Origin of the sequence: Bacillus cereus group sp. BfR-BA-01382 (assembly GCF_022663475.1) — a bacterium.
Taxonomy (GTDB): domain Bacteria; phylum Bacillota; class Bacilli; order Bacillales; family Bacillaceae_G; genus Bacillus_A; species Bacillus_A thuringiensis_S.
In genome coordinates this window covers 1-20,325 of sequence record NZ_JAKUFQ010000046.1, presented here as the reverse complement: position 1 = coordinate 20,325, position 20,325 = coordinate 1, and the positions used below count along the sequence as shown (strand labels likewise).

The window sequence follows — 20,325 nt, the reverse complement described above, 5'->3', positions numbered from 1 at the left end:
AATGATTGCTATTAATTCCGACAGGAGAGAGGGTATTTTGTGATGAAAAAAGTAAGAAAAGCGATAATCCCAGCAGCTGGATTAGGAACACGTTTTTTACCAGCAACGAAAGCAATGCCGAAAGAAATGTTACCGATAGTAGATAAACCAACGATTCAATACATTGTAGAAGAAGCAGTGAAATCGGGAATCGAAGATATTATTATCGTTACTGGTAAAACAAAGCGCTCTATCGAAGATCATTTTGATAACGCATTTGAACTAGAACAAAACTTATTAGAGAAGAAAAAATATGAGTTGCTTGAAAAAGTACAAGCTTCTTCAAAAATGGTAGATATTCATTACATCCGTCAAAAAGAGCCGAAGGGACTAGGACATGCTGTTTGGTGTGCACGTAAATTCATTGGTGATGAGCCATTTGCAGTGTTACTAGGTGATGATATTGTCCAAGCTGAGAAACCATGTTTACGTCAATTAATGGATGAGTATGAAAAAACACTTTCTTCTGTTATTGGTGTACAAACTGTTCCAGAAACAGAAACACACCGTTACGGAATTATCGATCCATTAGAACAAGAAGGTCGTCGTTACCAAGTTCGCAATTTCGTTGAGAAACCAGCACAAGGTACAGCACCTTCAAACTTAGCGATTATGGGCCGTTACATTTTAACGCCTGAAATCTTTATGTTCTTAGAACAGCAACATGTCGGTGCTGGCGGTGAAATTCAGTTAACAGATGCAATCCAAAGCTTAAATGAAATCCAACGTGTATTTGCTTACGATTTCGAAGGAAAGCGCTACGATGTAGGTGAAAAGCTAGGATTCGTTCAAACGACAATTGAAATGGCCCTGCAACACCCAGAATTACGTGATGACATGGTTGCGATGATGAAGAAAATTTTAGAAGAACAAGCGAATCAAGAGTCTTAATATAAAAAAGAGTTATTTCAGCTTGAAATAACTCTTTTTTTATTATGAAATCGTCGAATGAGAATGCTGATAAGCAGAACGACGCACAGCATAGTATATGCGAGGTGCGATAATAGCACCGATAATTGTAAATGCAATATCTTTTACTGCGAACCACATCATAATCATCCAAGCAGCTTTATAACTCATATTACCGCCCATAAAGAGATTGACTGCCCCGTACATGTAAGTAGTACCGATTATATAAGTTAAAATAATTCCTGTGAAAGAGGCAATAGCAAATGTAATGAATGTTGGTCTTTCTTTTTGTTCTACTAGTTTTCCCGATACGTAAGCAACGATAATAAATGCGATAATAAAACCACCAGTAGGATCTAAAAGTGCTCCAAATCCAGCTTTGAAGTTAGCAAAGATTGGTGCGCCGGCTACGCCAACGAGCATATATACAGTCATGGATAAGGCACCAAGTCTACTTCCAAGAAGAAGACCTGCTAAAATTGCGAAAAATGGTTGCATAGATAATGGGATGCCCGCTACTTGCAGGAATGGTGCCCAAGATACAATATTTGCACCAATGGCCATAAGAGCGACGAACATGGCAGCTAATGCTAAATCTAAAACATGAAATCTCCTCATAATGTTAACCTCCTGTTGTTTTTAGGTTAACATTATCGTAGCGAAAATAGTTACTTGTTGTCAATCAAAATATTTTGATAAGAAGGCTTTAAATAGTCTCTTAGCAATGTATATGGAATACGAAATTGCGGAATTCCACTTGAATACGGAGCAATTTCATATAAAGGGAAATAAATGACGAGATTGTCTGGCTCTAAAAAGAAGTGAAACTTTTTCATACTCATTACCTTTTCAGTTGCATCAGGAAAATAAATACTTTCATTTTGTTTAATTTGTCTTACAATCTCTGCACGGATTACATCTTTATATTTATTTTTTTGTTGAAATAAATCGTCTAAGTGCAGTAGCTTTTTTTCGTTTAAATCAAATGTATTTGCCTTCCACGTATAAAGACCATGTGCTCCGCCAGTATATTGATAGTAATTCACATATAGGCTAAGAAAAGGTGGTTTGTTTAATGAGACTTTATAATCGACATTTGCTACGTACGGATGAAATGGTGTACTAGATCCTTCTGTCTCTTTATAATATTTTTTTGCTTCTTTTTCTAATTTGTTTTTAAATTTGTCAGTGGATTTTTTGTAATATAAATTGAGCTTATTTTGAAATTTAGAGTCAGAAAAGTTGTGAAAAGAAGGCCTATTTATTTGATATTCTATATAAGGTTTCTTACCTTTTTGCGTTACAGTCTTAACATCGATTGTCAGGTTAGATGCTTTGGCTGTTATTGCACAATTTGGTACAATAGTCAGCAAGGAGAACATAAGCAGTAATATACAAAATTTCTGTTTCATTTAGGTGAAGCCTCCTTATATAAGTGTTATAAGTAGTTTGAAAATAAATAGGTAAAATTATACATTTAATTAAAGTAAGAGAAGGAGGAAGCGATATGGCAAAAACTTTAATGGATTCACTTGGAATTGAGTTGTTAGAGATGACAGAAGAAAAGGTGGTTGCTACGATGCCTGTTGATGAGCGTACGCATCAGCCGTTTGGATTTTTACATGGTGGTGCATCGGTTGCATTAGCAGAAACAGTGGCAAGTGTTGGTTCATACAATTTGATTGATCAAGAAAAATGTATTTGTTTCGGATTAGAAATTAATGCAAACCACATTCGCTCAAAGAAAGATGGAATTGTAACAGCGATTGGGACACCGATACATAGAGGACAAGCGACAATGGTTTGGGATGTTCGCATTATTGATGAAAATGATGATTTACTATGTATATCAAGATGTACAGTAGCAATTAAAGAAAAACGTGAAAAGTAAAAAAGAGGCGCTCTTATGAGCAGCCTCTTTTTCTTATAATTAGAACTGGATTTTCTTCTCTAAGAAACCTTTTAGTTCGCTAATTGGCATACGAACTTGTTCCATTGTGTCACGGTCACGTACTGTAACAGCTTTGTCTTCAACTGAGTCGAAGTCGTATGTGATACAGAATGGTGTACCGATTTCGTCTTGACGACGGTAACGTTTACCGATAGAACCAGTTTCATCAAAGTCTACCATGAAGTCTTTAGCTAATTCTGCAAATACTTCAGTAGCACCTTCAGATAGCTTTTTAGATAATGGTAAGATAGCTGCTTTGTATGGTGCTAAAGCAGGGTGGAAACGAAGAACTGTACGAGAATCGTTTTCTAATTGTTCTTCTTCATATGCATCACATAAGAATGCTAATGTTACGCGGTCTGCGCCTAAAGATGGCTCGATGCAGTATGGTACGTAACGCTCATTCGTTTGTGGATCGATATAGTTAAAGTCTTCGTTTGAGTGTTCCATGTGACGTTTTAAGTCGAAGTCTGTACGAGATGCAACGCCCCAAAGTTCGCCCCAACCGAATGGGAATTTGAATTCAATGTCAGTTGTTGCATTACTGTAGTGAGATAACTCTTCTTCACCGTGGTCACGAAGACGCATGCTCTCTTCAGTCATACCAAGTGAAAGTAACCAGTTTTTACAAGTTTCACGCCAGAATGCGAACCACTCTAAATCTTCACCAGGCTTACAGAAGAATTCAAGTTCCATTTGTTCGAATTCACGTGTACGGAATGTGAAGTTACCAGGCGTGATTTCGTTACGGAAACTCTTACCGATTTGGCCAATACCAAATGGAAGCTTTTTACGCATAGAGCGTTGAACGTTTTTGAAGTTTACGAAAATACCTTGTGCTGTTTCAGGACGAAGGAAAATTTCGTTTGTGCTAGACTCTGTAACACCTTGGAATGTTTTGAACATTAAGTTGAACTGACGGATTTCAGTGAATTCTTCACTACCGCAATCAGGACATTTTACTTCATGTTCTTTCATTAAGTCAGCCATTTGGTCGAAAGTAAGACCGTCAACAACCATTTCAATGCCTTTTGCATCTAAAGCATCCTCAATTAATTTGTCAGCACGGTGACGAGCTTTACATTTTTTACAGTCGATCATTGGATCGTTGAAGTTACCAACGTGACCAGAAGCGATCCAAGTTTTAGGGTTCATTAAAATAGCTGCGTCTAAACCAACGTTGTGTGGAGATTCTTGAATGAATTTTTTCCACCAAGCTTTTTTAACGTTATTTTTTAATTCGATTCCAAGTGGACCGTAATCCCAAGTGTTTGCAAGACCACCGTAAATTTCAGAACCAGGGAAAACAAAACCGCGATGTTTCGCTAAGTTTACAACTTGTTCCATTGAATACATAAGAAAATCCTCCTTTTGAAAGTTAACGTATTGGCGATGATATACTCTGATACTTTGGAAACGAGCAGTATATGCTAAAAAGAACATAAAAAAACGCTCATCCCAAGGCTTATTTGCCTAGGGACGAGCGTTTGCCCGCGGTTCCACCCTAGTTGATACACAAAAGGTGCATCCACTTTATCATGTATTGCTCGGGACTGCCGTTTCCTTGCGGTTTCAGGCTTTCACTATCCCTGAATCGCTTTTTATGCAAGTACTTATAAGTCCGTCATCGCTACTTATATTAATAATAATGAACATATTCTAACACGTTCTTTTTTAAATCTCAATAGAGGAACGTGTCTATCTATGATAGAGTCTCGCCTATTTTTTCATTATTTATTCCGTAATTTTGTTTAATATGCTTAATTGCTTCACGCTTACTTAATGGAGCGAGTTCATTGTTTTGCACGTATTCCCAAACTACATCCGGATTTGTTTTTGCATATTCACGAAGGACCCAGCCAATCGCTTTTTGAATGAAAAATTCTTTTGAAGAATGTAGTTGCCCAATAATCCAGAAAAGAAGTTCTTCATCCATCTTTTGTTTATATTTCAGTTGGAATAAAATAGCGGCACGTTGTAACCATATGTTATCTGATGCAATCCATTTTGGAATATACGTAGAAATTAATTCTGGGTGTTTTAAAAAGATAGTACCTAAGAATGTAGGGACGATGCTATCGACAGAGTCCCACCAAGATTTTGTGACAATAAGTTCTTCTAAGAAGGGGATATGAGTTTCGTTTATATGCTTTTTATATTTTTGCATGATATCAAGTGCGGCCGCTTGGAATTCACGTTCTGGTAAGTCCCAAAGCTCGCGTACAATAATTTGGAAGTCTTTTTTATCTGGGAGAGTATGTATTTGAATGACGTCTTTTAATAATTGGCGCCTTTCCGGTGTTTGAATACCTAGAAATGGGAAGTGATTTTTCATATAACGAGTCATAGGTTCTGCTTTTTCAGGATTTTGATGAGCTGTAAAATGCTCTTGTAATGCTTTTACAAATGGATGCATACGTGTTTCTCCTCTCTTATTCTCTTTCTTCTCTTATTATACAAAGAGTTTGGATAAATTTTAAAACATAACTTGCAATGTAATGAAATATGTTGAAAGTAGAGAGGAGAGGATAAGATGGAGGATCAAGGCGTACTAGCAGGTTTCTTTGCTCTTAGTTTTGCGTTTATTCTTGTTGTATTGATTTGGGCAATTATTGCGTATTTATTAACGGCTTTTGCACTGTATACGATGGCGAAAAATGATGGTGCAACGGATGGTGCTCTTGCGTTTATTCCTTTTTTAAATAGTAAGATATGGGGTGATTTAGCAAAAGACAAATTACCGGATTTCTTAAAAGAAGAAGCGGGATGGAAAGTATTCGGCATATATGTCGCATGTTTCATTTTTAACTTCGTACCAATTCTATATTTATTAGCAACAGCTGTATCGATTGTGCTGTCTATTTATCTTATCTACGCAATTTTAGATAGATACGGAACGAATTCTATATTGTTTACGATTATTCATACAATCACATTTTCGGTTTTCTTACCGATTCATTTATTTATTATTCGAAATGAACCGGTGAGATATAAAGAGTAGATTTTTCGTTTCTGTTGATAAGTCGATATATTTTAGATATAAGTAAAAAAGCGCCCTGATTATCAGGGCGCTTTTTCTACTACATAAGGTAGCGTAAATAAATATAAATGTGAGAAATGATTAATGAAACGATCATAATTGGGAAACCGACTTTTAGGAATTCCATGTAACTAAATTTATGTCCTTCGCGGCTCGCGATACCTGCAACGATTACGTTAGCAGAAGCTCCGATTAATGTTCCGTTTCCGCCGAGACAAGCACCTAGTGCTAATGCCCACCATAATACATCGATTTGTGCGTCAGATGGTGATAAGCCTAGCCCAACTGCCATATCGTTAATAAGTGGAATCATTGTTGCGACGAATGGGATGTTATCAATTGTTGCAGAGGCGATACCAGATACCCATAAAATAAGGATGGATGCGTAAGAAATATCTCCGCCTGTTATACCAATTACTTTTTGAGCTAACATTTTGATAAGACCGATATCGATAAGTCCTCCAACAAGTACGAATAGCCCTGCGAAGAAGAAGATTGTTACCCACTCTACGCTTGCAAATACTTCTTCAATTTCATGCTCTTTCACACCAATTAACATAAGTACAGTAGCACCAGTTAAGGCAATGATAGCCGCATCAATATGGAAAATAGAATGAGTCATGAAACCTACAATTGTAAGTCCAAGTACCGTTAAAGATTTTTTCATTAATACTGGATCTTTAATGTATTGTTTTTCATCTAAGCTCATTAATTTTTTGACTTGTACAGGATCGGCAATTAATTGTTTGCGGTACATGAAGTAAAGTATTGTTGCTGTAACTCCAATAATAATAATTACGATTGGTGCTAGATTCAATAGGAAAGCATTGAAGTCTAAATGTTTATTGGCAGAACCAATCATAATGTTAGGTGGATCACCAATTAATGTTGCCGTTCCCCCAATGTTTGAAAAAATAATTTCAGAAAGTAAATAAGGAACAGGATTTACTTGCAGTATGCGCGTAATAGATAAAGTAACTGGAACAACAAGAAGTACAGTTGTAACGTTATCTAAAAATGCGGAGCCAAGCGCAGTAAGTAGGGAAAGGGAAATTAAAATTTTAATTGGATTTCCTTGTGCCCTTTTTGCTGCTTTAATGGCAACGTATTGGAAAACACCTGATTTACTCGTAATGTTCACCAAAATCATCATACCGATGAGTAGCGTAATCGTTCCCCATTCAATATGTTTCGTAAAGGCGTTATGTAAATCGACGACCCCCACAATTACCATGAGTGCTGCACCAAGAAGTGCGATGACAGCGCGATTAATTTTTTCAGAAATAATAATGGCATATGTAATTAAAAAGACTGCGATAGCAAAATAATACTGCCAGTTAGCGAGTTCTTGCGTTGTTTCGTGCAAAAATCTCATCTCCTTTCATTCATTTTTCTTAGTGTGTCAAATATTAACTAGATGAAACACACATAACGTCATTATAAAGTAGAAAAACTGCGGATGTAAATGAAAGGAGGGATTTTGTCATATTTTCTGCATAGGTCATTTTTTCTTATTTTTTAAAATATTTGTGGGCATTTGACATATATATAAGATACATCCAATCTGAATATTTAAAATGGAATTAGCATTCGAGCTTGTTCGTGTAGGAGTGTCAAATAGAAAGGAATGACAAAAATGATAAGGAAGGGATCGTATGGATGAACAACGATTTTTATTTTTAGACTTTGAGTTTACGATGCCCCAGCATAGAAAAAAACCGAAAGGATTTTTTCCGGAAATTATTGAGGTAGGACTCGTTTCAGTTGCTGGCTGTAAGGTGGAAGATACGTATTCATCACATGTCAGGCCGAAAACATTTCCCTCCTTAACGGATCGATGTAAGAAGTTTTTAGGAATAAAACAAGAAGTCGTGGATAAAGGGATTTCATTTCCTGAACTCGTTAAGAAGCTTGCAGAATACGAAACGAAATGTAAACCGACAATTGTAACGTGGGGAAATATGGATATGAAAGTGCTGAAGCATAATTGTGAAATGGCAGGGATAGCTTTTCCATTCTTCGGGCAGTGTCGTGATTTATCGCTTGAGTATAAGAAGTTTTTTGGGGAAAGAAATCAAACAGGATTATGGAAAGCAATTGAGGCGTACGGAAAAGTAGGGACAGGGAAGCATCATTGTGCGCTTGATGATGCGATGACGACGTACAATATTTTTAAACTAGTAGAAAAAGATAAAGAGTATTTAGTAAAACCAGCACCACCAACATTAGGAGAACTCGTTGATTTTTCAAAAGTGTTAAAGAAAGTGAGCACACAGTAACGACCAAATTGCACATTATGTAATTTGGTCGTTTTGTTTTTTTAGAGTTTGTAGTCCTTCTTTAACTGTTCTAATGTTTCTAGACTACGCTCTGCAAAAGGTGAATCATCTTCAGAAAATGAATTCATTTGAGTTTCTAATGCTAATTTTAGTGACTCGGTATAATCAGGAATTTCTCCTTCATATTTCTTTACCATTTGCTGTGGAATGTTCGTTTGCTCACGAAAAGCTAAAGCGCGTCTTTCATGGAAAAATGGTACGTCAGCTTGTTTTACGTTATGTAAGTCACCTTGCACCGGATGTTTTAAAACAGCTAATACTTTTACGACATAACTACCAGGACGGCTATTTGTAATTTCGCCGATGTATTTTCCTGTTTTATAAATACCAGTAACGATTTCACCAATTTCAAATGTTTCTCTCATATTTTTCACCTCAAGTTTATAGTAAGGAAAGTAGGAGGAGGAGTCAAAGAAATCATTCACTTTCGGAACGCCTCTTGAGAATATGAACTGGTTCAACTATAATTTAAAGATATATATAACAGAAAATTCTGATGTTTTTTTTGAATCCTATAATTAAGGAGTGTTCGTTATGATGCCTTTATATTTTCCGGAAGATAAAACAGAATATATTATTCCAGGGATTGTGTGCGTTCTATTTATTATCGGTGCTATTGCCACGTGGCGCATGTTTATTCGTATATCAAAAAGAGAAGCAGAGCGATTACAGAAAGTTGAAGAAAAACTATTAGCTGAAAAGAAACAGTAACGCATTTTTGTATGTTTCCCTCTATGCTCGGACAATCTAAGGGCAGAATATATTTTGGAGGGAATGGAATGAAGAAACGGCTTTTTTTCAGTTGTTGTTTATTATTTCTGATGGCAGGTTGTGACCAAGGAAAGCCGAAAGAAATTGAAGTGAAATTACATAATGCTTCAGGAGATGAAGTAGGGACTGCGAAAGTAGTTCAGCAAACAAGTGGAGTGAAAATTACGATTAAAGGGGAAGGTTTCACGCCAGGACCACACGGACTACATGTACATGAAATTGGAGAGTGTAAGGCACCTCGTTTTGAATCATCCGGGAATCATTTTAATCCTGATGATAAAAAACATGGTCTTCTTAATCCGAAGGGTGCAGAAAACGGTGATTTACCGAACGTAATTGCAGACGGTTCTGGAAAGATCAAGGCAGAAATCGACGCGCCGCACATAACGCTTGAAGAAGGAAAAACAACGATTCATAGAAAAGATGGAGCGTCTATTATTATTACAGAAAACGCTGATGATGGTATGACACAACCGACAGGTAAATCAGGTGATCGAATTGCTTGTGGTGTCATTGTAAAAAAAGCATCGGATATGAAGAAAAAGTAAAAGCTACTGTGCATGGTAGCTTTTTTTGTGAAAAGTAATTGAAAAGATATGGATAAAGGAGGTTGTCCTAAAATGATTTATGACAGCCTCTTTTCTTATTATGAAAACGTATGACGCAGTCTGTTCAAAATTTCTTCTAAAACAGATCGTGGACAGCCGATGTTAATTCGAATATGTTCTTCCCCACCTAACCCGTATTTCTCACCAGGTTCAACGATGATTTTTCCTTTTTCCTCAAGTAATGCAGTACGCTCGTTTTGAGAAAGCTTTAGACGAGAACAATCAATCCATAATAAAAAGCTACCTTCTGGCTTCGTTACGGAAAGAGCAGGTATGTGAGTTTTGATATATTCATAAGCAAATTGAGCATTATCTTCTATATATAATCGAATTTCGTTTAGCCAATCATTACATTCTGTATAGGCACTTTGCATCGCTGTGTAGGCGAAGATATTTAACCCGTGGAAGCCTTGTCTATATTGGATAGCTGTAAAGGCGTGACGGAGTTTTTCGTTTGGAATGATAATAATCGACGCTTGTAATCCAGCGATATTAAATGTTTTACTTGGAGCCATACAAGTGATAGTGCGTTCTGCTAATTCTTCAGATAAGGAAGCGAACGGTGTATGTGTATGGTCTGCATAAATGATATCGGAATGAATTTCATCCGCGACAACGATTACGTTATATTTAGTACATAACGATCCGAGCTGCACAAGTTCCTCTTTCGTCCAAACGCGTCCGATTGGATTATGAGGGCTACAAAGAAGCATGAGTTTGACGCCTTGCTGAAACTGCTTTTCTAAATGCTCGAAGTCTATCACATATGTATCATTTTGTTTCTGTAATGGACTCACGCATAACTGCCTATTATTTGTTGTGACCATTTCGAAAAATGGAGGATAAATAGGTGGTTGTACGAGAACGGATTCGTTTTCTTTTGTAAAAGCCTGTATGCTCGTACTAAGAGCTGGAACGATCCCTGCACTAAAGACGATCCATTCTTTTTGAATGTCCCAGTCGTATTGTTGTTTTGTCCAGTTACAAATAATATCCCCAATATTTTCAGGGGGAAGTGTGTAGCCAAAAATCGGATGTTCGATCCGTTGTTTTAAGGCAGTTTGAATTGGTTTTGGTACTTCAAAATCCATATCAGCAATCCAAGCATGGATAAGTTCTTCGTTTTTATATGTATCCCATTTTATACTATGCGTTCCACGTCGATTGATTGCTTTATGAAATAGTTGCATAAGTTTGCCCCCTTCTTCTGTAAAACCAATAAGTTACGAAAGTTCTCTCTCTTCTTATAGAATAGCTGATGTGATAGGATAAAGAAAAGTATTAAAAAGTGAAAAGGCGGGAAGCGAATGGGTACATATGAAAAGATGATAGAGGTTGTGAAGAATTGGGATCCGTTTCAAATGGGACCGGAGTTTTATGAAACAGAAGCGAGCGATGTTGTGAACGTCATAAGTGTGTTTGATGATCCAAAATACATCGCAAAGAAGATTCAACATATATACTTTATGTCTTTTGAGGAAGTACCTGCGCTTGAAAAATGTGAGAAGTTAGCTGTGGAATTACTTGTAATAAAAGAAGGCGGAAGTTGTTCATTATAGGCTGTCGGAATTTCCGACAGCCTTTTTTATATTATCCCGCTATTTGCTTGGTAGTAAGACCCCACCTCAAAATTCAGCGGAAGCAAAGAAGTTAGGTGGGGACTGATTAAAGTTTCACTTTATTGCGCAGAAAAAGCGATAATTTCTTCATAAACATGTTTAGGCTTTTCTTCAGGTAGTAAATGTCCTGTATTTTCGTAAGAAATAAATTTTGAATTCGGTAAATCTTTGTGTAGACGATGACCTACATGTACAGGGACGACGCGGTCTTTTTCACCCCAAATGAGCAAGATAGGTGTTTCGATTTTTTGTAATTCAGTTGAAGATAAGTCACCTTCACGGTCTCGTATCATGCGAGTTAAAGCGGGAAATATACGGTCGTCATAAAAAGGAGCGGAGTAACCTTTTTTCATTTCATCGTCAATTAATGAGTGATCATGAACGACATTCATTAAGTTATGAACAATACCGCGTCTAATAATCCAGTTCTTTACGTATAAATGAAAGAACGGTAAATAAGAAGAGTATAGTAAAGGTAAGGTTGCGCGTGCTAAATAGCTAGAGCTGCATAGTAAAATCGTTTTTGAAATGAGTTCAGGACGTATACGGTTTACATAGAGAGAAATTTGCCCACCCATAGAGTGCCCAACTAATACAATGTTTGAGAGAGATAAATGTTCAATTAAATCAATAATAATCGTTGCTAAATTGTGATAAGAATACTTAAACAGATGAGACTTATCACTTTTTCCGAACGGTGGTAAATCAAGAGCAATCACTGTTCCTGCTTTCGATAGTAAGGGAATGAGACGACGGTAACTAAATGAGGAAGATAAAAAGCCGTGAACGAGTACGAAAGTAGGACGTTCTGTTTTGTTATCGTGTTCATACAATTCGTAATGAATAGTAGTGCCGCGAGTGGAAAAAGTGAAATAAGGACAAGTATATTCGTGATTCATTTTTTGTCACTCCATTGATTTTTGTTCATATCATCTCCAAGGAAGAAGAAAATATGTTAACAAAAAAAGGCAAGATGACGATGTCATCTTGCCTTTCGTTTATTCATTATTACCCGCGAACAATATTAGGCGGTGTTTTTCCTTGTAATCCTGCAACTAAATTTTCAGCGGCGGTCATAGCCATTTGCTGCCTAGTTTTTAATGTTGCAGATCCGATGTGTGGTAAAGTCACAACATTTTGTAATGATAAGAGTGGATTATCTTTTTGAATCGGCTCTTGTGTAAATGTATCGATACCTGCTGCAAAGATTTTCTTTTCTGTTAAAGCATGGATTAACGCTTCTTCATCTACTGTTTTCCCGCGAGAAGCATTAATGAAGATTGCTGTTTCTTTCATTAATGAAAATTCCTTTTCTCCGATAAGGTGATATGTTTCATCTGTTAATGGAGTAAGAAGAACAATAAAGTCAGACTGCTCCAGTAGCGTCTGTAAATCACAATATGTAGCATCGAATTTTTGTTCAGCTTCTTCTTTACGACGGCGGTTATAGTAAAGAACATTCATATCAAATCCGAATTTTGCTCGTTTTGCAACGGCTTCTCCAATTCGGCCCATACCGATAATACCAATTGTGCTATGGTGTACATCTAGTCCGAAGTGTTCTTTTCCAATTTCAGCGTTCCATTCACCATTTTTCACATAAGAATCGAGTTCGCAAACACGGCGCCCAGCAGATAACATAAGGGCGAAAACGAGATCAGCTACTGTATCATCTAATACGTATGGTGTATTCGTTCCGATAACATTTCGGTTTTTCATCGCTTGTAAATCAAAATTATCGTAACCGACAGAAATGTTGCTCACTACTTTTAAGTTAGGAGCCACTGTCAGTAATTCTTCATTAATAGCAGATCCGAAATTTAATAACCCATCTTTATCTTGTATTTTTTCTAATAGAACATCACGGGGTACTTTCTCATTTTGATCCCATTTTTCATAATCACAGTGTTCTGATAAATAGTTTTCTACAAATGTTGGAACTGGTTCAGCAATATAAACTTTTGGTTTCACGATTCCATCCCCTTTCGCTTTATCACGCATTTTTCCACTGATTAAAGTTTCACTTTATTTTGACATAATTCAATAGAAAAATCTTCTTTTCAAACTGGAAAGGGTATTTGTATAATTTAAACACAAACGAAAAGGAAGGATGATTTATATGGTGACAGAAAAAGAATTAGAATTATTAGCTTGTCTTGAAAAGAGTAGTCGATTATCTGTAGATACATTAGCGAAGCTGTTAAATATAGAGGTAGAAGAAGTAAAGAAGATGGTTGCGAGGTTAGAAAATGAAAAGATTATTGTGGATTATGTAACACATATTGATTGGACGAAGGTGAAAGAACATACAGGTTTAACGGCAATGATCGATGTGAAAGTTACGCCAAAGCATGGCGTTGGGTTTGATGCGGTTGCTGAACAAATTTATCGTTATTCAGAAGTGAAATCCGTTTATTTAATGTCAGGGACATATGATCTTTCTATTACATTAGAAGGGAAAACGATGGGAGAAGTAGCGATGTTTGTTTCTGAGAAATTAGCAACAATTGAATCTGTTGTTTCTACAACTACTCATTTCATTTTGAAGAAGTATAAACATGAGGGCGTTATTTATGAAAAAGACGATGATGATAAGCGAATTGTGGTGACACCATGAAGCAATTTGAACTATCTAGATCAGCAGAATCTTTAAAACCATCTGGTATTCGAAAATTTTTTGATTTAGCAGCAAATATGAAAGGTGTTATTTCCCTCGGGGTAGGAGAGCCGGATTTTGTTACACCTTGGAATGTAAGGCAAGCATGTATTCGTTCTTTGGAACAAGGGTATACGTCATATACAGCAAATGCAGGATTATTGGAGCTCCGTCAAGAAATAGCAAAGTATCTAAAAAAACAATTTGCAGTATCTTATGATCCAAGTGATGAAATCATTGTTACAGTTGGAGCGAGCCAGGCGTTAGATGTAGCGATGCGCGCCATTATAAATCCTGATGATGAAGTGCTCATTATTGAACCGAGCTTCGTTTCTTATGCACCACTTGTGACATTAGCTGGAGGAGTTCCGGTTCCTGTGGCGACTACGTTAGAAAACGAGTTTAAAGTACAACCAGAACAAATTGAAGCAGCTATTACAGCGAAAACAAAGGCAATTTTGCTTTGTTCACCAAATAACCCGACAGGTGCAATGCTAAATAAATCCGAGCTTGAAGAAATAGCAGTGATTGTTGAGAAGTACAATCTAATCGTATTATCTGATGAAATTTATGCAGAACTTGTATACGACGAAGTATATACAAGTTTCGCGAGTATTAAAAATATGCGTGAGCATACGATTTTAATTTCAGGATTTTCAAAAGGATTTGCGATGACAGGATGGCGCCTCGGTATGATTGCAGCTCCTGTTCAATTTTCAGAATTAATGCTCAAAATCCATCAGTATTCAATGATGTGTGCACCGACGATGTCTCAGTTTGCAGCACTTGAGGCGTTACGCGCAGGGAACGATGAAGTAATTCGAATGAGAGATAGCTATAAGAAGCGTCGTAACTTCATGACGACATCTTTCAATGAAATGGGCTTAACGTGTCATGTGCCGGGCGGAGCATTTTATGTTTTTCCTGCTATATCTTCAACCGGATTATCTTCAGCGGAATTTGCAGAACAGTTATTGTTGGAAGAGAAAGTGGCCGTTGTCCCTGGTAGCGTATTTGGCGAAAGTGGTGAAGGATTTATTCGTTGTTCATATGCAACGTCGCTTGAACAACTTATGGAAGCGATGAAGAGAATGGAACGGTTTGTAGAAAATAAAAAAAGGACAAAACGTAATACGTTTTGTCCATAAAAGGGGGGGAATACTAGAAAGCCATGTGTTAGTAGTCTATCCCAATATTGGAGAATTATACTTCTTTAAGGGAAATTTTTCATGAATTTTGAATGAGTTCTGTCATAGTGGTATAATTTACTAATATAAGGTATACGCATTCTAGATAACGTTATCTAGAATGCGTACTAACCAATCGGATATTTAAAATAAATATATCTGCTTTGCTCTTTATAATTGTAGAGAGAATGGTAAACGTATGGGAGTGTTTCATATGTCAGAACAATATACAACAGGAGTGGTTGTAACAGGGAAAGTGACTGGAATTCAAGATTACGGTGCATTTGTAGCGTTAGATGCAGAAACACAAGGACTTGTGCATATATCTGAAATTACAAATGGATATGTAAAGGATATTCATGACTTTTTAAAAGTCGGCGATACAGTAGAAGTAAAGGTACTTTCAATTGATGAAGAGCACAGAAAAATGAGTTTATCGTTAAAAGCGGCGAAAAGAAAACAAGGAAGGATTCTTATACCGAACCCATCTGAAAACGGATTTAATACGCTGCGAGAAAAGTTGGCAGAATGGATTGAAGAGTCCGAGTTAACAAAGTAAAAGAGGAACGCATATGAGCGTTCCTCTTTTACTTTATCTTATGATATATATTTGCAAATATGATTGCATGCAATCATATTCGTATGTCGGAGGTGAAAGGACATACTGACTATCGAATTTCGTTTGTTTCTGGGTGTGTACCAAGATTTTCAGATGGTTTAAACAGTAAACCAAGATTGATAAGCCCAGATATACCAACGATGCCGTAAATAATACGTGCAAGAGCTGAATTTTGTCCACCGAAAATGGCTGCTACTAAGTCAAACTGGAAAAATCCGATTAGTCCCCAGTTCACAGCGCCAATTACAGTAAAGACTAATGCGATACGTTGCAAAGTACTCATGAAAAAGCCCCCCTTAATTGTGAAGCATGAGCAAGCGATGAGTTAATTAACTCTTTTATAGAATGGGGTAGTTATGTTGTTTTTATACATAAAAAATGTTCGAAAGATGATGTATATACATCTATACCGAAAAATACGAATTTTTATGCAAAAAATGAACTTTTTCTAAAAAATATATATTGGTTACGTTTACAATGGTTGAATCGCTTGATTTACAACTTCAGTTTCGCTAAAGTGAATACAGAAATACATATCCATAATTGGAGGGAAAAAGATGAGTACACATGTAACGTTCGACTATTCTAAAGCGTTATCCTTCATCGGTGAACATGAAATCACTTATTTACGTGATGCAGTGAAAGTAACACATCACGCAATCCACGAAAAAACTGGAGCTGGGAACGATTTCCTTGGGTGGGTAGACCTTCCGCTTCAATATGACAAAGAAGAATTCGCTCGCATTCAAAAATGCGCAGAAAAAATTAAAAATGACTCTGACATTTTACTTGTTGTAGGTATTGGTGGTTCTTACTTAGGGGCACGCGCAGCAATCGAAATGTTAAACCATTCTTTCTACAACACGCTTTCTAAAGAACAACGTAAAACTCCACAAGTGCTATTTGTTGGACAAAACATTAGCTCCACTTACATGAAAGATTTAATGGACGTATTAGAAGGTAAAGACTTCTCTATTAACGTTATTTCCAAATCAGGTACAACAACAGAGCCAGCACTAGCATTCCGTATCTTCCGTAAGTTATTAGAAGAAAAGTATGGAAAAGAAGAAGCTCGCAAACGTATTTATGCAACTACAGATAAAGCACGTGGTGCATTAAAAACACTAGCTGATAACGAAGGTTACGAAACATTTGTTATTCCAGATGATGTTGGAGGACGTTTCTCTGTATTAACGCCAGTTGGTTTATTACCAATCGCAGTAAGTGGCTTAAATATTGAAGAGATGATGAAAGGTGCAGCTGCTGGTCATGATGACTTCGGAACGTCAGAACTAGAAGAAAACCCAGCTTACCAATATGCAGTAGTTCGTAACGCTTTATACAATAAAGGAAAAACAATTGAAATGCTTGTTAACTATGAGCCAGCACTTCAATACTTCGCTGAGTGGTGGAAACAGTTATTTGGTGAAAGTGAAGGAAAAGATCAAAAAGGTATTTTCCCATCTTCAGCAAACTTCTCAACTGACTTACACTCATTAGGTCAATACGTTCAAGAAGGTCGTCGTGACTTATTTGAAACAGTTCTTAAAGTAGGTAAATCTACACATGAACTAACAATCGAATCAGAAGAAAACGATTTAGACGGATTAAATTACCTTGCTGGTGAAACTGTAGACTTTGTAAACACAAAAGCATACGAAGGTACATTACTTGCACATAGCGACGGGGGAGTACCAAACTTAATCGTCAATATTCCTGAATTAAATGAGTACACATTCGGTTACCTTGTATACTTCTTCGAAAAAGCATGTGCGATGAGCGGCTACTTACTAGGGGTAAATCCATTTGACCAACCTGGCGTAGAAGCATACAAGAAGAACATGTTTGCTTTACTTGGTAAACCAGGATTTGAAGAATTAAAAGCAGAATTAGAAGAGCGTTTAAAATAATAAAAAGCGACCGGAATCCGGTCGCTTTTTATTATTTTATCGAAAAGTCCATCAGTATATTCAAGCTAGAGTGGGTATGCTAAAGGAAAAGTCTTGGAGGGATGGACTTGATTCCAATTCAATCAAATTTAGAAGGACGTACATATGCGCTATTTAAGTTAGAAGAGATTATGAAACCACTTGGATATAGCATTGGTGGTAATTGGGATTATGATAAAGGATGCTTCGATTACAAAATCGATGAAGAAGATGGGTATCAATTTTTACGAGTGCCGTTTACAGCAGTAGATGGTGAACTGGATGTACCTGGTGTAGTAGTCCGTCTTGAAACGCCGTATATTCTTTCGCACGTATATCAAGACGAACTAGATGATAATGTGAATACTTTAACCGCTGGAACGAGTGGGATGGATCAATTTGCTGAACCGAAAGATCCAGATGGAGATGTAAAAAGAAAATATATCAATATTGGGAAAGTGCTCATGCAAGAACTAGAGCGTCATTTTATTAATGGTGAATAACAATGAGTATGTCGCTTTCGATAAGAATGAAGGTATGGACTGGATTAATCATATATTGATCATCACGCTTTATACCTAGTAAGAGAATGTTTTGTTTTAGAAGGGTATAGCTACAATTTGCAAAGGTTTGTCCGGTGCAGGACGGAGAAAGCTCCATCAGTTGTAATTTGTTATCAGAGATTTCATCGTAAAGTGAGAATAGTACACCTGAAATAGAAGGGAATAAAAGAGAAGCGGTAAATACATAACTCGTTAATTTATTTCCTTCTATAATTTCTGACGCGCCCGCTCTCGTTGCATTTTGAATTTGTTCAGTAGTAAGTAGTTCGGCGATGCAGTGAATGTTTGGATTGAGTCCTTTCGCAGTTAAAATATTTAAAATGGACTGTGTATCTGCTAAGCTTTCGTTCTTTTCTTTATCCGCTGTTATTAATATGGTGTGTGCCGTTGCAATATTAGCCTTTAATAAAGTTTGATCGTGATGCGGACAACCTTTTATAAATTCTAAATGATGAAAGGGTTTTGGGAGTAAAGAAAGTGTTTCATCAATTAAAACGATATCAAGGTTTGGTTGTAGTACATGCATTTGCTTTACAACATGTTTTGCACGCTCATTCCAGCCAACGATAATCATATGACCGTTAGAGGTAGCGGCTTCTTCACCTTTAACTTTCATGTATTGTTTACTAATCATCTCAGTAGCGAATAGAACCATATAATAAGAACAAAAGCCAGTTCCTAATAAAATAATACTTATACCTATTAGTTTTCCTATCGTTGTATGGGGAGCAAAGTCGCCATATCCAACTGTAAAAATGGTAACAATTGACCACCAAATTCCGTCAAACCATGTAGTGAAATGAGAGGGTTCTAATCTATGTATAAGAAAACCAGAAAAAGCAGTGAGTACAATAATAAAACAAATTAAACGAAAAATAATGGAATCACGAAATGTATCTACTAAATTCGGACGGGATTTCAATAGTAAATTCCTCCTTGTTTTGCAGGACTACATTCATTGTTACCATTATAGAAAAAAGAAAAACTCTCTAATTAAAGAGAGTTTATTTTATGCTACATACTTTCCACTTCAGTTTGTTGGACACTTTCAAGATGCTGGAGAGTATAGTAAACATCAGCGGTATGTCTTTTTTGATCAATGGACAGTTTAAGATGTAAATAGTGAGAACCGTTTTCTAACGTTTTAAGCTTCATATTTTTAACGTTTATATCCATTTCTTTTATCTCCTCGATTACAACCGGGATATTGTCCATATTTCGCACAACAAGTTTCACTGCAATATCACGTTGACGAAATGATCTAGGACCTACAAACTTCATTGTCAATGGTATAAGTTCGACACTAATCATAAGAAAACACATTCCGAAAATTGCCTCGATATAGAAACCAGCTCCAACGGCAATACCAATACCAGAAGCACCCCAAATCATAGCGGCAGTCGTGAGTCCTGCAATGCTATCGTTGCCTCTTCTTAAAATTACGCCAGCACCTAAAAAACCAATTCCTGATACAATTTGAGCGGCAAGTCGAAGTGGATCCATATTCATATGATCGGTATGTGGTAAGTTATAAGCTGCTTTAATAGAAACAATCGTTAGGAGGCAACTAATAATAGAAATAACTAAACACGTTTTTAAACCAAGTGGTTTCCGTTTTAATTCGCGTTCTAAACCAATGGCAAATCCTAAAATAGCCGAGAGACCTAGTTTGATTAATAAATCGGTATAGTCCATATATATTCCTCCTTGTATGATATGGTATATGAATAAAACGCTTATTATAGAAAGAAACGTTTTTTGATAGAGTAACTTTATATAAAATATATGTAGGAATTAATCATACATGAAAGAGATATTTCGTTTAAGTATATGATATTAAAAAAGAAATGTGGGCAGTTTTTAAAAAAGTTTATAAAAGGTGTTGCATTTCATTTTTCACCATGATATATTAATAACCGTCGCTGATGCGGAAACGCAGAAAACGACAAAAAAGAAATTGAAAAACTTAGTTGACATCGAAAAACGAAGATGTTAACATAAGGAAGTCGCAAATGAGCGACCAAGTAGTTCTTTGAAAACTGAACGAAACAAACAACGTGAAACGTCAATTTTTATTTTTAGATGCTAGACAAACT

General features: G+C 36.5%; 24 protein-coding genes. 12 read left to right on the top strand and 12 right to left on the bottom strand.

All coding sequences use genetic code 11. From position 1 onward, the window contains the following. The first annotated feature begins 42 nt into the window (after positions 1–42). On the top strand, positions 43–930 hold the full coding sequence (galU, locus tag MR160_RS18395) for a UTP--glucose-1-phosphate uridylyltransferase GalU (protein WP_000757823.1): 888 nt from the start codon (positions 43–45) through the stop codon (positions 928–930). Between the two features lie 42 nt (positions 931–972). Here galU and MR160_RS18390 read toward each other — a convergent pair whose 3' ends face one another. Continuing rightward, on the bottom strand, positions 973–1,566 hold the full coding sequence (locus MR160_RS18390) for a biotin transporter BioY (protein ID WP_001252163.1): 594 nt from the start codon (positions 1,564–1,566) through the stop codon (positions 973–975). A gap of 50 nt (positions 1,567–1,616) precedes the next feature. Continuing rightward, positions 1,617–2,360 carry a DUF3298 and DUF4163 domain-containing protein gene (locus MR160_RS18385; RefSeq protein ID WP_242297845.1) on the bottom strand — a complete coding sequence of 248 codons (744 nt, stop codon included), beginning with the start codon at positions 2,358–2,360 and terminating at the stop codon, positions 1,617–1,619. A 95-nt stretch (positions 2,361–2,455) separates the two neighbouring features. Here MR160_RS18385 and MR160_RS18380 point away from each other — a divergent pair, with 95 nt between their 5' ends. Next, positions 2,456–2,839, top strand: a complete 384-nt coding sequence (locus MR160_RS18380) for a hotdog fold thioesterase (RefSeq protein ID WP_242297844.1) — start codon at positions 2,456–2,458, stop codon at positions 2,837–2,839. Positions 2,840–2,878: 39 nt separating this feature from the next. Here the strand turns inward: MR160_RS18380 and MR160_RS18375 are convergent, their stop codons facing one another. Then, entirely contained in the window at positions 2,879–4,255 is a 1,377-nt protein-coding gene (locus MR160_RS18375) for a glycine--tRNA ligase (protein WP_000287148.1), read from the bottom strand. A 346-nt stretch (positions 4,256–4,601) separates the two neighbouring features. Then, positions 4,602–5,315, bottom strand: a complete 714-nt coding sequence (locus tag MR160_RS18370; protein ID WP_097826216.1) for a DNA alkylation repair protein — start codon at positions 5,313–5,315, stop codon at positions 4,602–4,604. A 117-nt stretch (positions 5,316–5,432) separates the two neighbouring features. On the opposite strand from MR160_RS18370, the gene MR160_RS18365 reads away from it, so the two are divergent. After that, on the top strand, positions 5,433–5,900 hold the full coding sequence (locus tag MR160_RS18365) for a hypothetical protein (RefSeq protein ID WP_000390065.1): 468 nt from the start codon (positions 5,433–5,435) through the stop codon (positions 5,898–5,900). Positions 5,901–5,979: 79 nt separating this feature from the next. On the opposite strand, the gene MR160_RS18360 is transcribed toward MR160_RS18365, so the two are convergent. Continuing rightward, on the bottom strand, positions 5,980–7,305 hold the full coding sequence (locus MR160_RS18360; RefSeq protein ID WP_000545235.1) for an ArsB/NhaD family transporter: 1,326 nt from the start codon (positions 7,303–7,305) through the stop codon (positions 5,980–5,982). Positions 7,306–7,594: 289 nt separating this feature from the next. Here MR160_RS18360 and kapD point away from each other — a divergent pair, with 289 nt between their 5' ends. After that, positions 7,595–8,218 (top strand): 3'-5' exonuclease KapD, encoded by a 624-nt coding sequence (gene kapD / locus MR160_RS18355; RefSeq protein ID WP_000344356.1) that lies wholly within the window; start codon positions 7,595–7,597, stop codon positions 8,216–8,218. A gap of 41 nt (positions 8,219–8,259) precedes the next feature. Here the strand turns inward: kapD and kapB are convergent, their stop codons facing one another. After that, entirely contained in the window at positions 8,260–8,643 is a 384-nt protein-coding gene (gene kapB, locus MR160_RS18350) for a kinase-associated lipoprotein KapB (protein WP_001209326.1), read from the bottom strand. A 169-nt stretch (positions 8,644–8,812) separates the two neighbouring features. Between kapB and MR160_RS18345 the strand changes: the two genes are divergently transcribed. Together MR160_RS18345 and sodC are read left to right on the top strand one after the other, a co-directional pair. Beyond that, positions 8,813–8,989 (top strand): hypothetical protein, encoded by a 177-nt coding sequence (locus MR160_RS18345; protein ID WP_000982756.1) that lies wholly within the window; start codon positions 8,813–8,815, stop codon positions 8,987–8,989. A 68-nt stretch (positions 8,990–9,057) separates the two neighbouring features. Beyond that, positions 9,058–9,597 (top strand): superoxide dismutase [Cu-Zn], encoded by a 540-nt coding sequence (sodC, locus tag MR160_RS18340; RefSeq protein ID WP_000746518.1) that lies wholly within the window; start codon positions 9,058–9,060, stop codon positions 9,595–9,597. A gap of 98 nt (positions 9,598–9,695) precedes the next feature. Here the strand turns inward: sodC and MR160_RS18335 are convergent, their stop codons facing one another. Next, positions 9,696–10,847: a MalY/PatB family protein gene (locus tag MR160_RS18335; RefSeq protein WP_001175811.1), complete on the bottom strand. Its 1,152-nt coding sequence runs from the start codon at positions 10,845–10,847 to the stop codon at positions 9,696–9,698. 117 nt (positions 10,848–10,964) lie between these two features. Between MR160_RS18335 and MR160_RS18330 the strand changes: the two genes are divergently transcribed. After that, positions 10,965–11,216 carry a YugE family protein gene (locus MR160_RS18330; RefSeq protein WP_000537641.1) on the top strand — a complete coding sequence of 84 codons (252 nt, stop codon included), beginning with the start codon at positions 10,965–10,967 and terminating at the stop codon, positions 11,214–11,216. 119 nt (positions 11,217–11,335) lie between these two features. Here MR160_RS18330 and MR160_RS18325 read toward each other — a convergent pair whose 3' ends face one another. Further along, the gene (locus MR160_RS18325; protein ID WP_001015203.1) at positions 11,336–12,175 is read right to left on the bottom strand and encodes an alpha/beta fold hydrolase; all 840 of its coding nucleotides are present in this window, start codon (positions 12,173–12,175) and stop codon (positions 11,336–11,338) included. Positions 12,176–12,284: 109 nt separating this feature from the next. Further along, entirely contained in the window at positions 12,285–13,277 is a 993-nt protein-coding gene (locus MR160_RS18320) for a 2-hydroxyacid dehydrogenase (protein WP_001205003.1), read from the bottom strand. 118 nt (positions 13,278–13,395) lie between these two features. Between MR160_RS18320 and MR160_RS18315 the strand changes: the two genes are divergently transcribed. The 3 genes from MR160_RS18315 to yugI all read left to right on the top strand — a co-directional run bounded on the left by MR160_RS18315 (position 13,396) and on the right by yugI (position 15,678). After that, positions 13,396–13,893, top strand: coding sequence for an Lrp/AsnC family transcriptional regulator (locus MR160_RS18315; protein WP_000255696.1), 498 nt, complete (start codon positions 13,396–13,398; stop codon positions 13,891–13,893). Continuing rightward, complete coding sequence (locus MR160_RS18310) at positions 13,890–15,080, top strand: aminotransferase (RefSeq protein ID WP_000808529.1); 1,191 nt, start codon at positions 13,890–13,892, stop codon at positions 15,078–15,080. The genes MR160_RS18315 and MR160_RS18310 overlap by 4 nt, the downstream gene beginning before the upstream one ends. 253 nt (positions 15,081–15,333) lie before the next feature. Further along, positions 15,334–15,678 (top strand): S1 domain-containing post-transcriptional regulator GSP13, encoded by a 345-nt coding sequence (gene yugI / locus MR160_RS18305; RefSeq protein ID WP_000003764.1) that lies wholly within the window; start codon positions 15,334–15,336, stop codon positions 15,676–15,678. Positions 15,679–15,787: 109 nt separating this feature from the next. On the opposite strand, the gene MR160_RS18300 is transcribed toward yugI, so the two are convergent. Then, positions 15,788–16,021: a DUF378 domain-containing protein gene (locus tag MR160_RS18300; protein WP_000105788.1), complete on the bottom strand. Its 234-nt coding sequence runs from the start codon at positions 16,019–16,021 to the stop codon at positions 15,788–15,790. A 274-nt stretch (positions 16,022–16,295) separates the two neighbouring features. Between MR160_RS18300 and MR160_RS18295 the strand changes: the two genes are divergently transcribed. Both MR160_RS18295 and MR160_RS18290 read left to right on the top strand, forming a co-directional pair. Continuing rightward, on the top strand, positions 16,296–17,648 hold the full coding sequence (locus MR160_RS18295; protein ID WP_000103654.1) for a glucose-6-phosphate isomerase: 1,353 nt from the start codon (positions 16,296–16,298) through the stop codon (positions 17,646–17,648). Positions 17,649–17,755: 107 nt separating this feature from the next. Then, positions 17,756–18,169, top strand: a complete 414-nt coding sequence (locus MR160_RS18290) for a YugN-like family protein (RefSeq protein WP_000612326.1) — start codon at positions 17,756–17,758, stop codon at positions 18,167–18,169. Here the strand turns inward: MR160_RS18290 and MR160_RS18285 are convergent. Both MR160_RS18285 and MR160_RS18280 read right to left on the bottom strand, forming a co-directional pair. Beyond that, positions 18,156–19,151, bottom strand: a complete 996-nt coding sequence (locus tag MR160_RS18285; protein WP_000842324.1) for a potassium channel family protein — start codon at positions 19,149–19,151, stop codon at positions 18,156–18,158. The two genes, MR160_RS18290 and MR160_RS18285, sit on opposite strands and share 14 nt — an antisense overlap. 92 nt (positions 19,152–19,243) lie before the next feature. Beyond that, positions 19,244–19,924 carry an MgtC/SapB family protein gene (locus MR160_RS18280; protein ID WP_000386682.1) on the bottom strand — a complete coding sequence of 227 codons (681 nt, stop codon included), beginning with the start codon at positions 19,922–19,924 and terminating at the stop codon, positions 19,244–19,246. Positions 19,925–20,325: the final 401 nt, after the last annotated feature.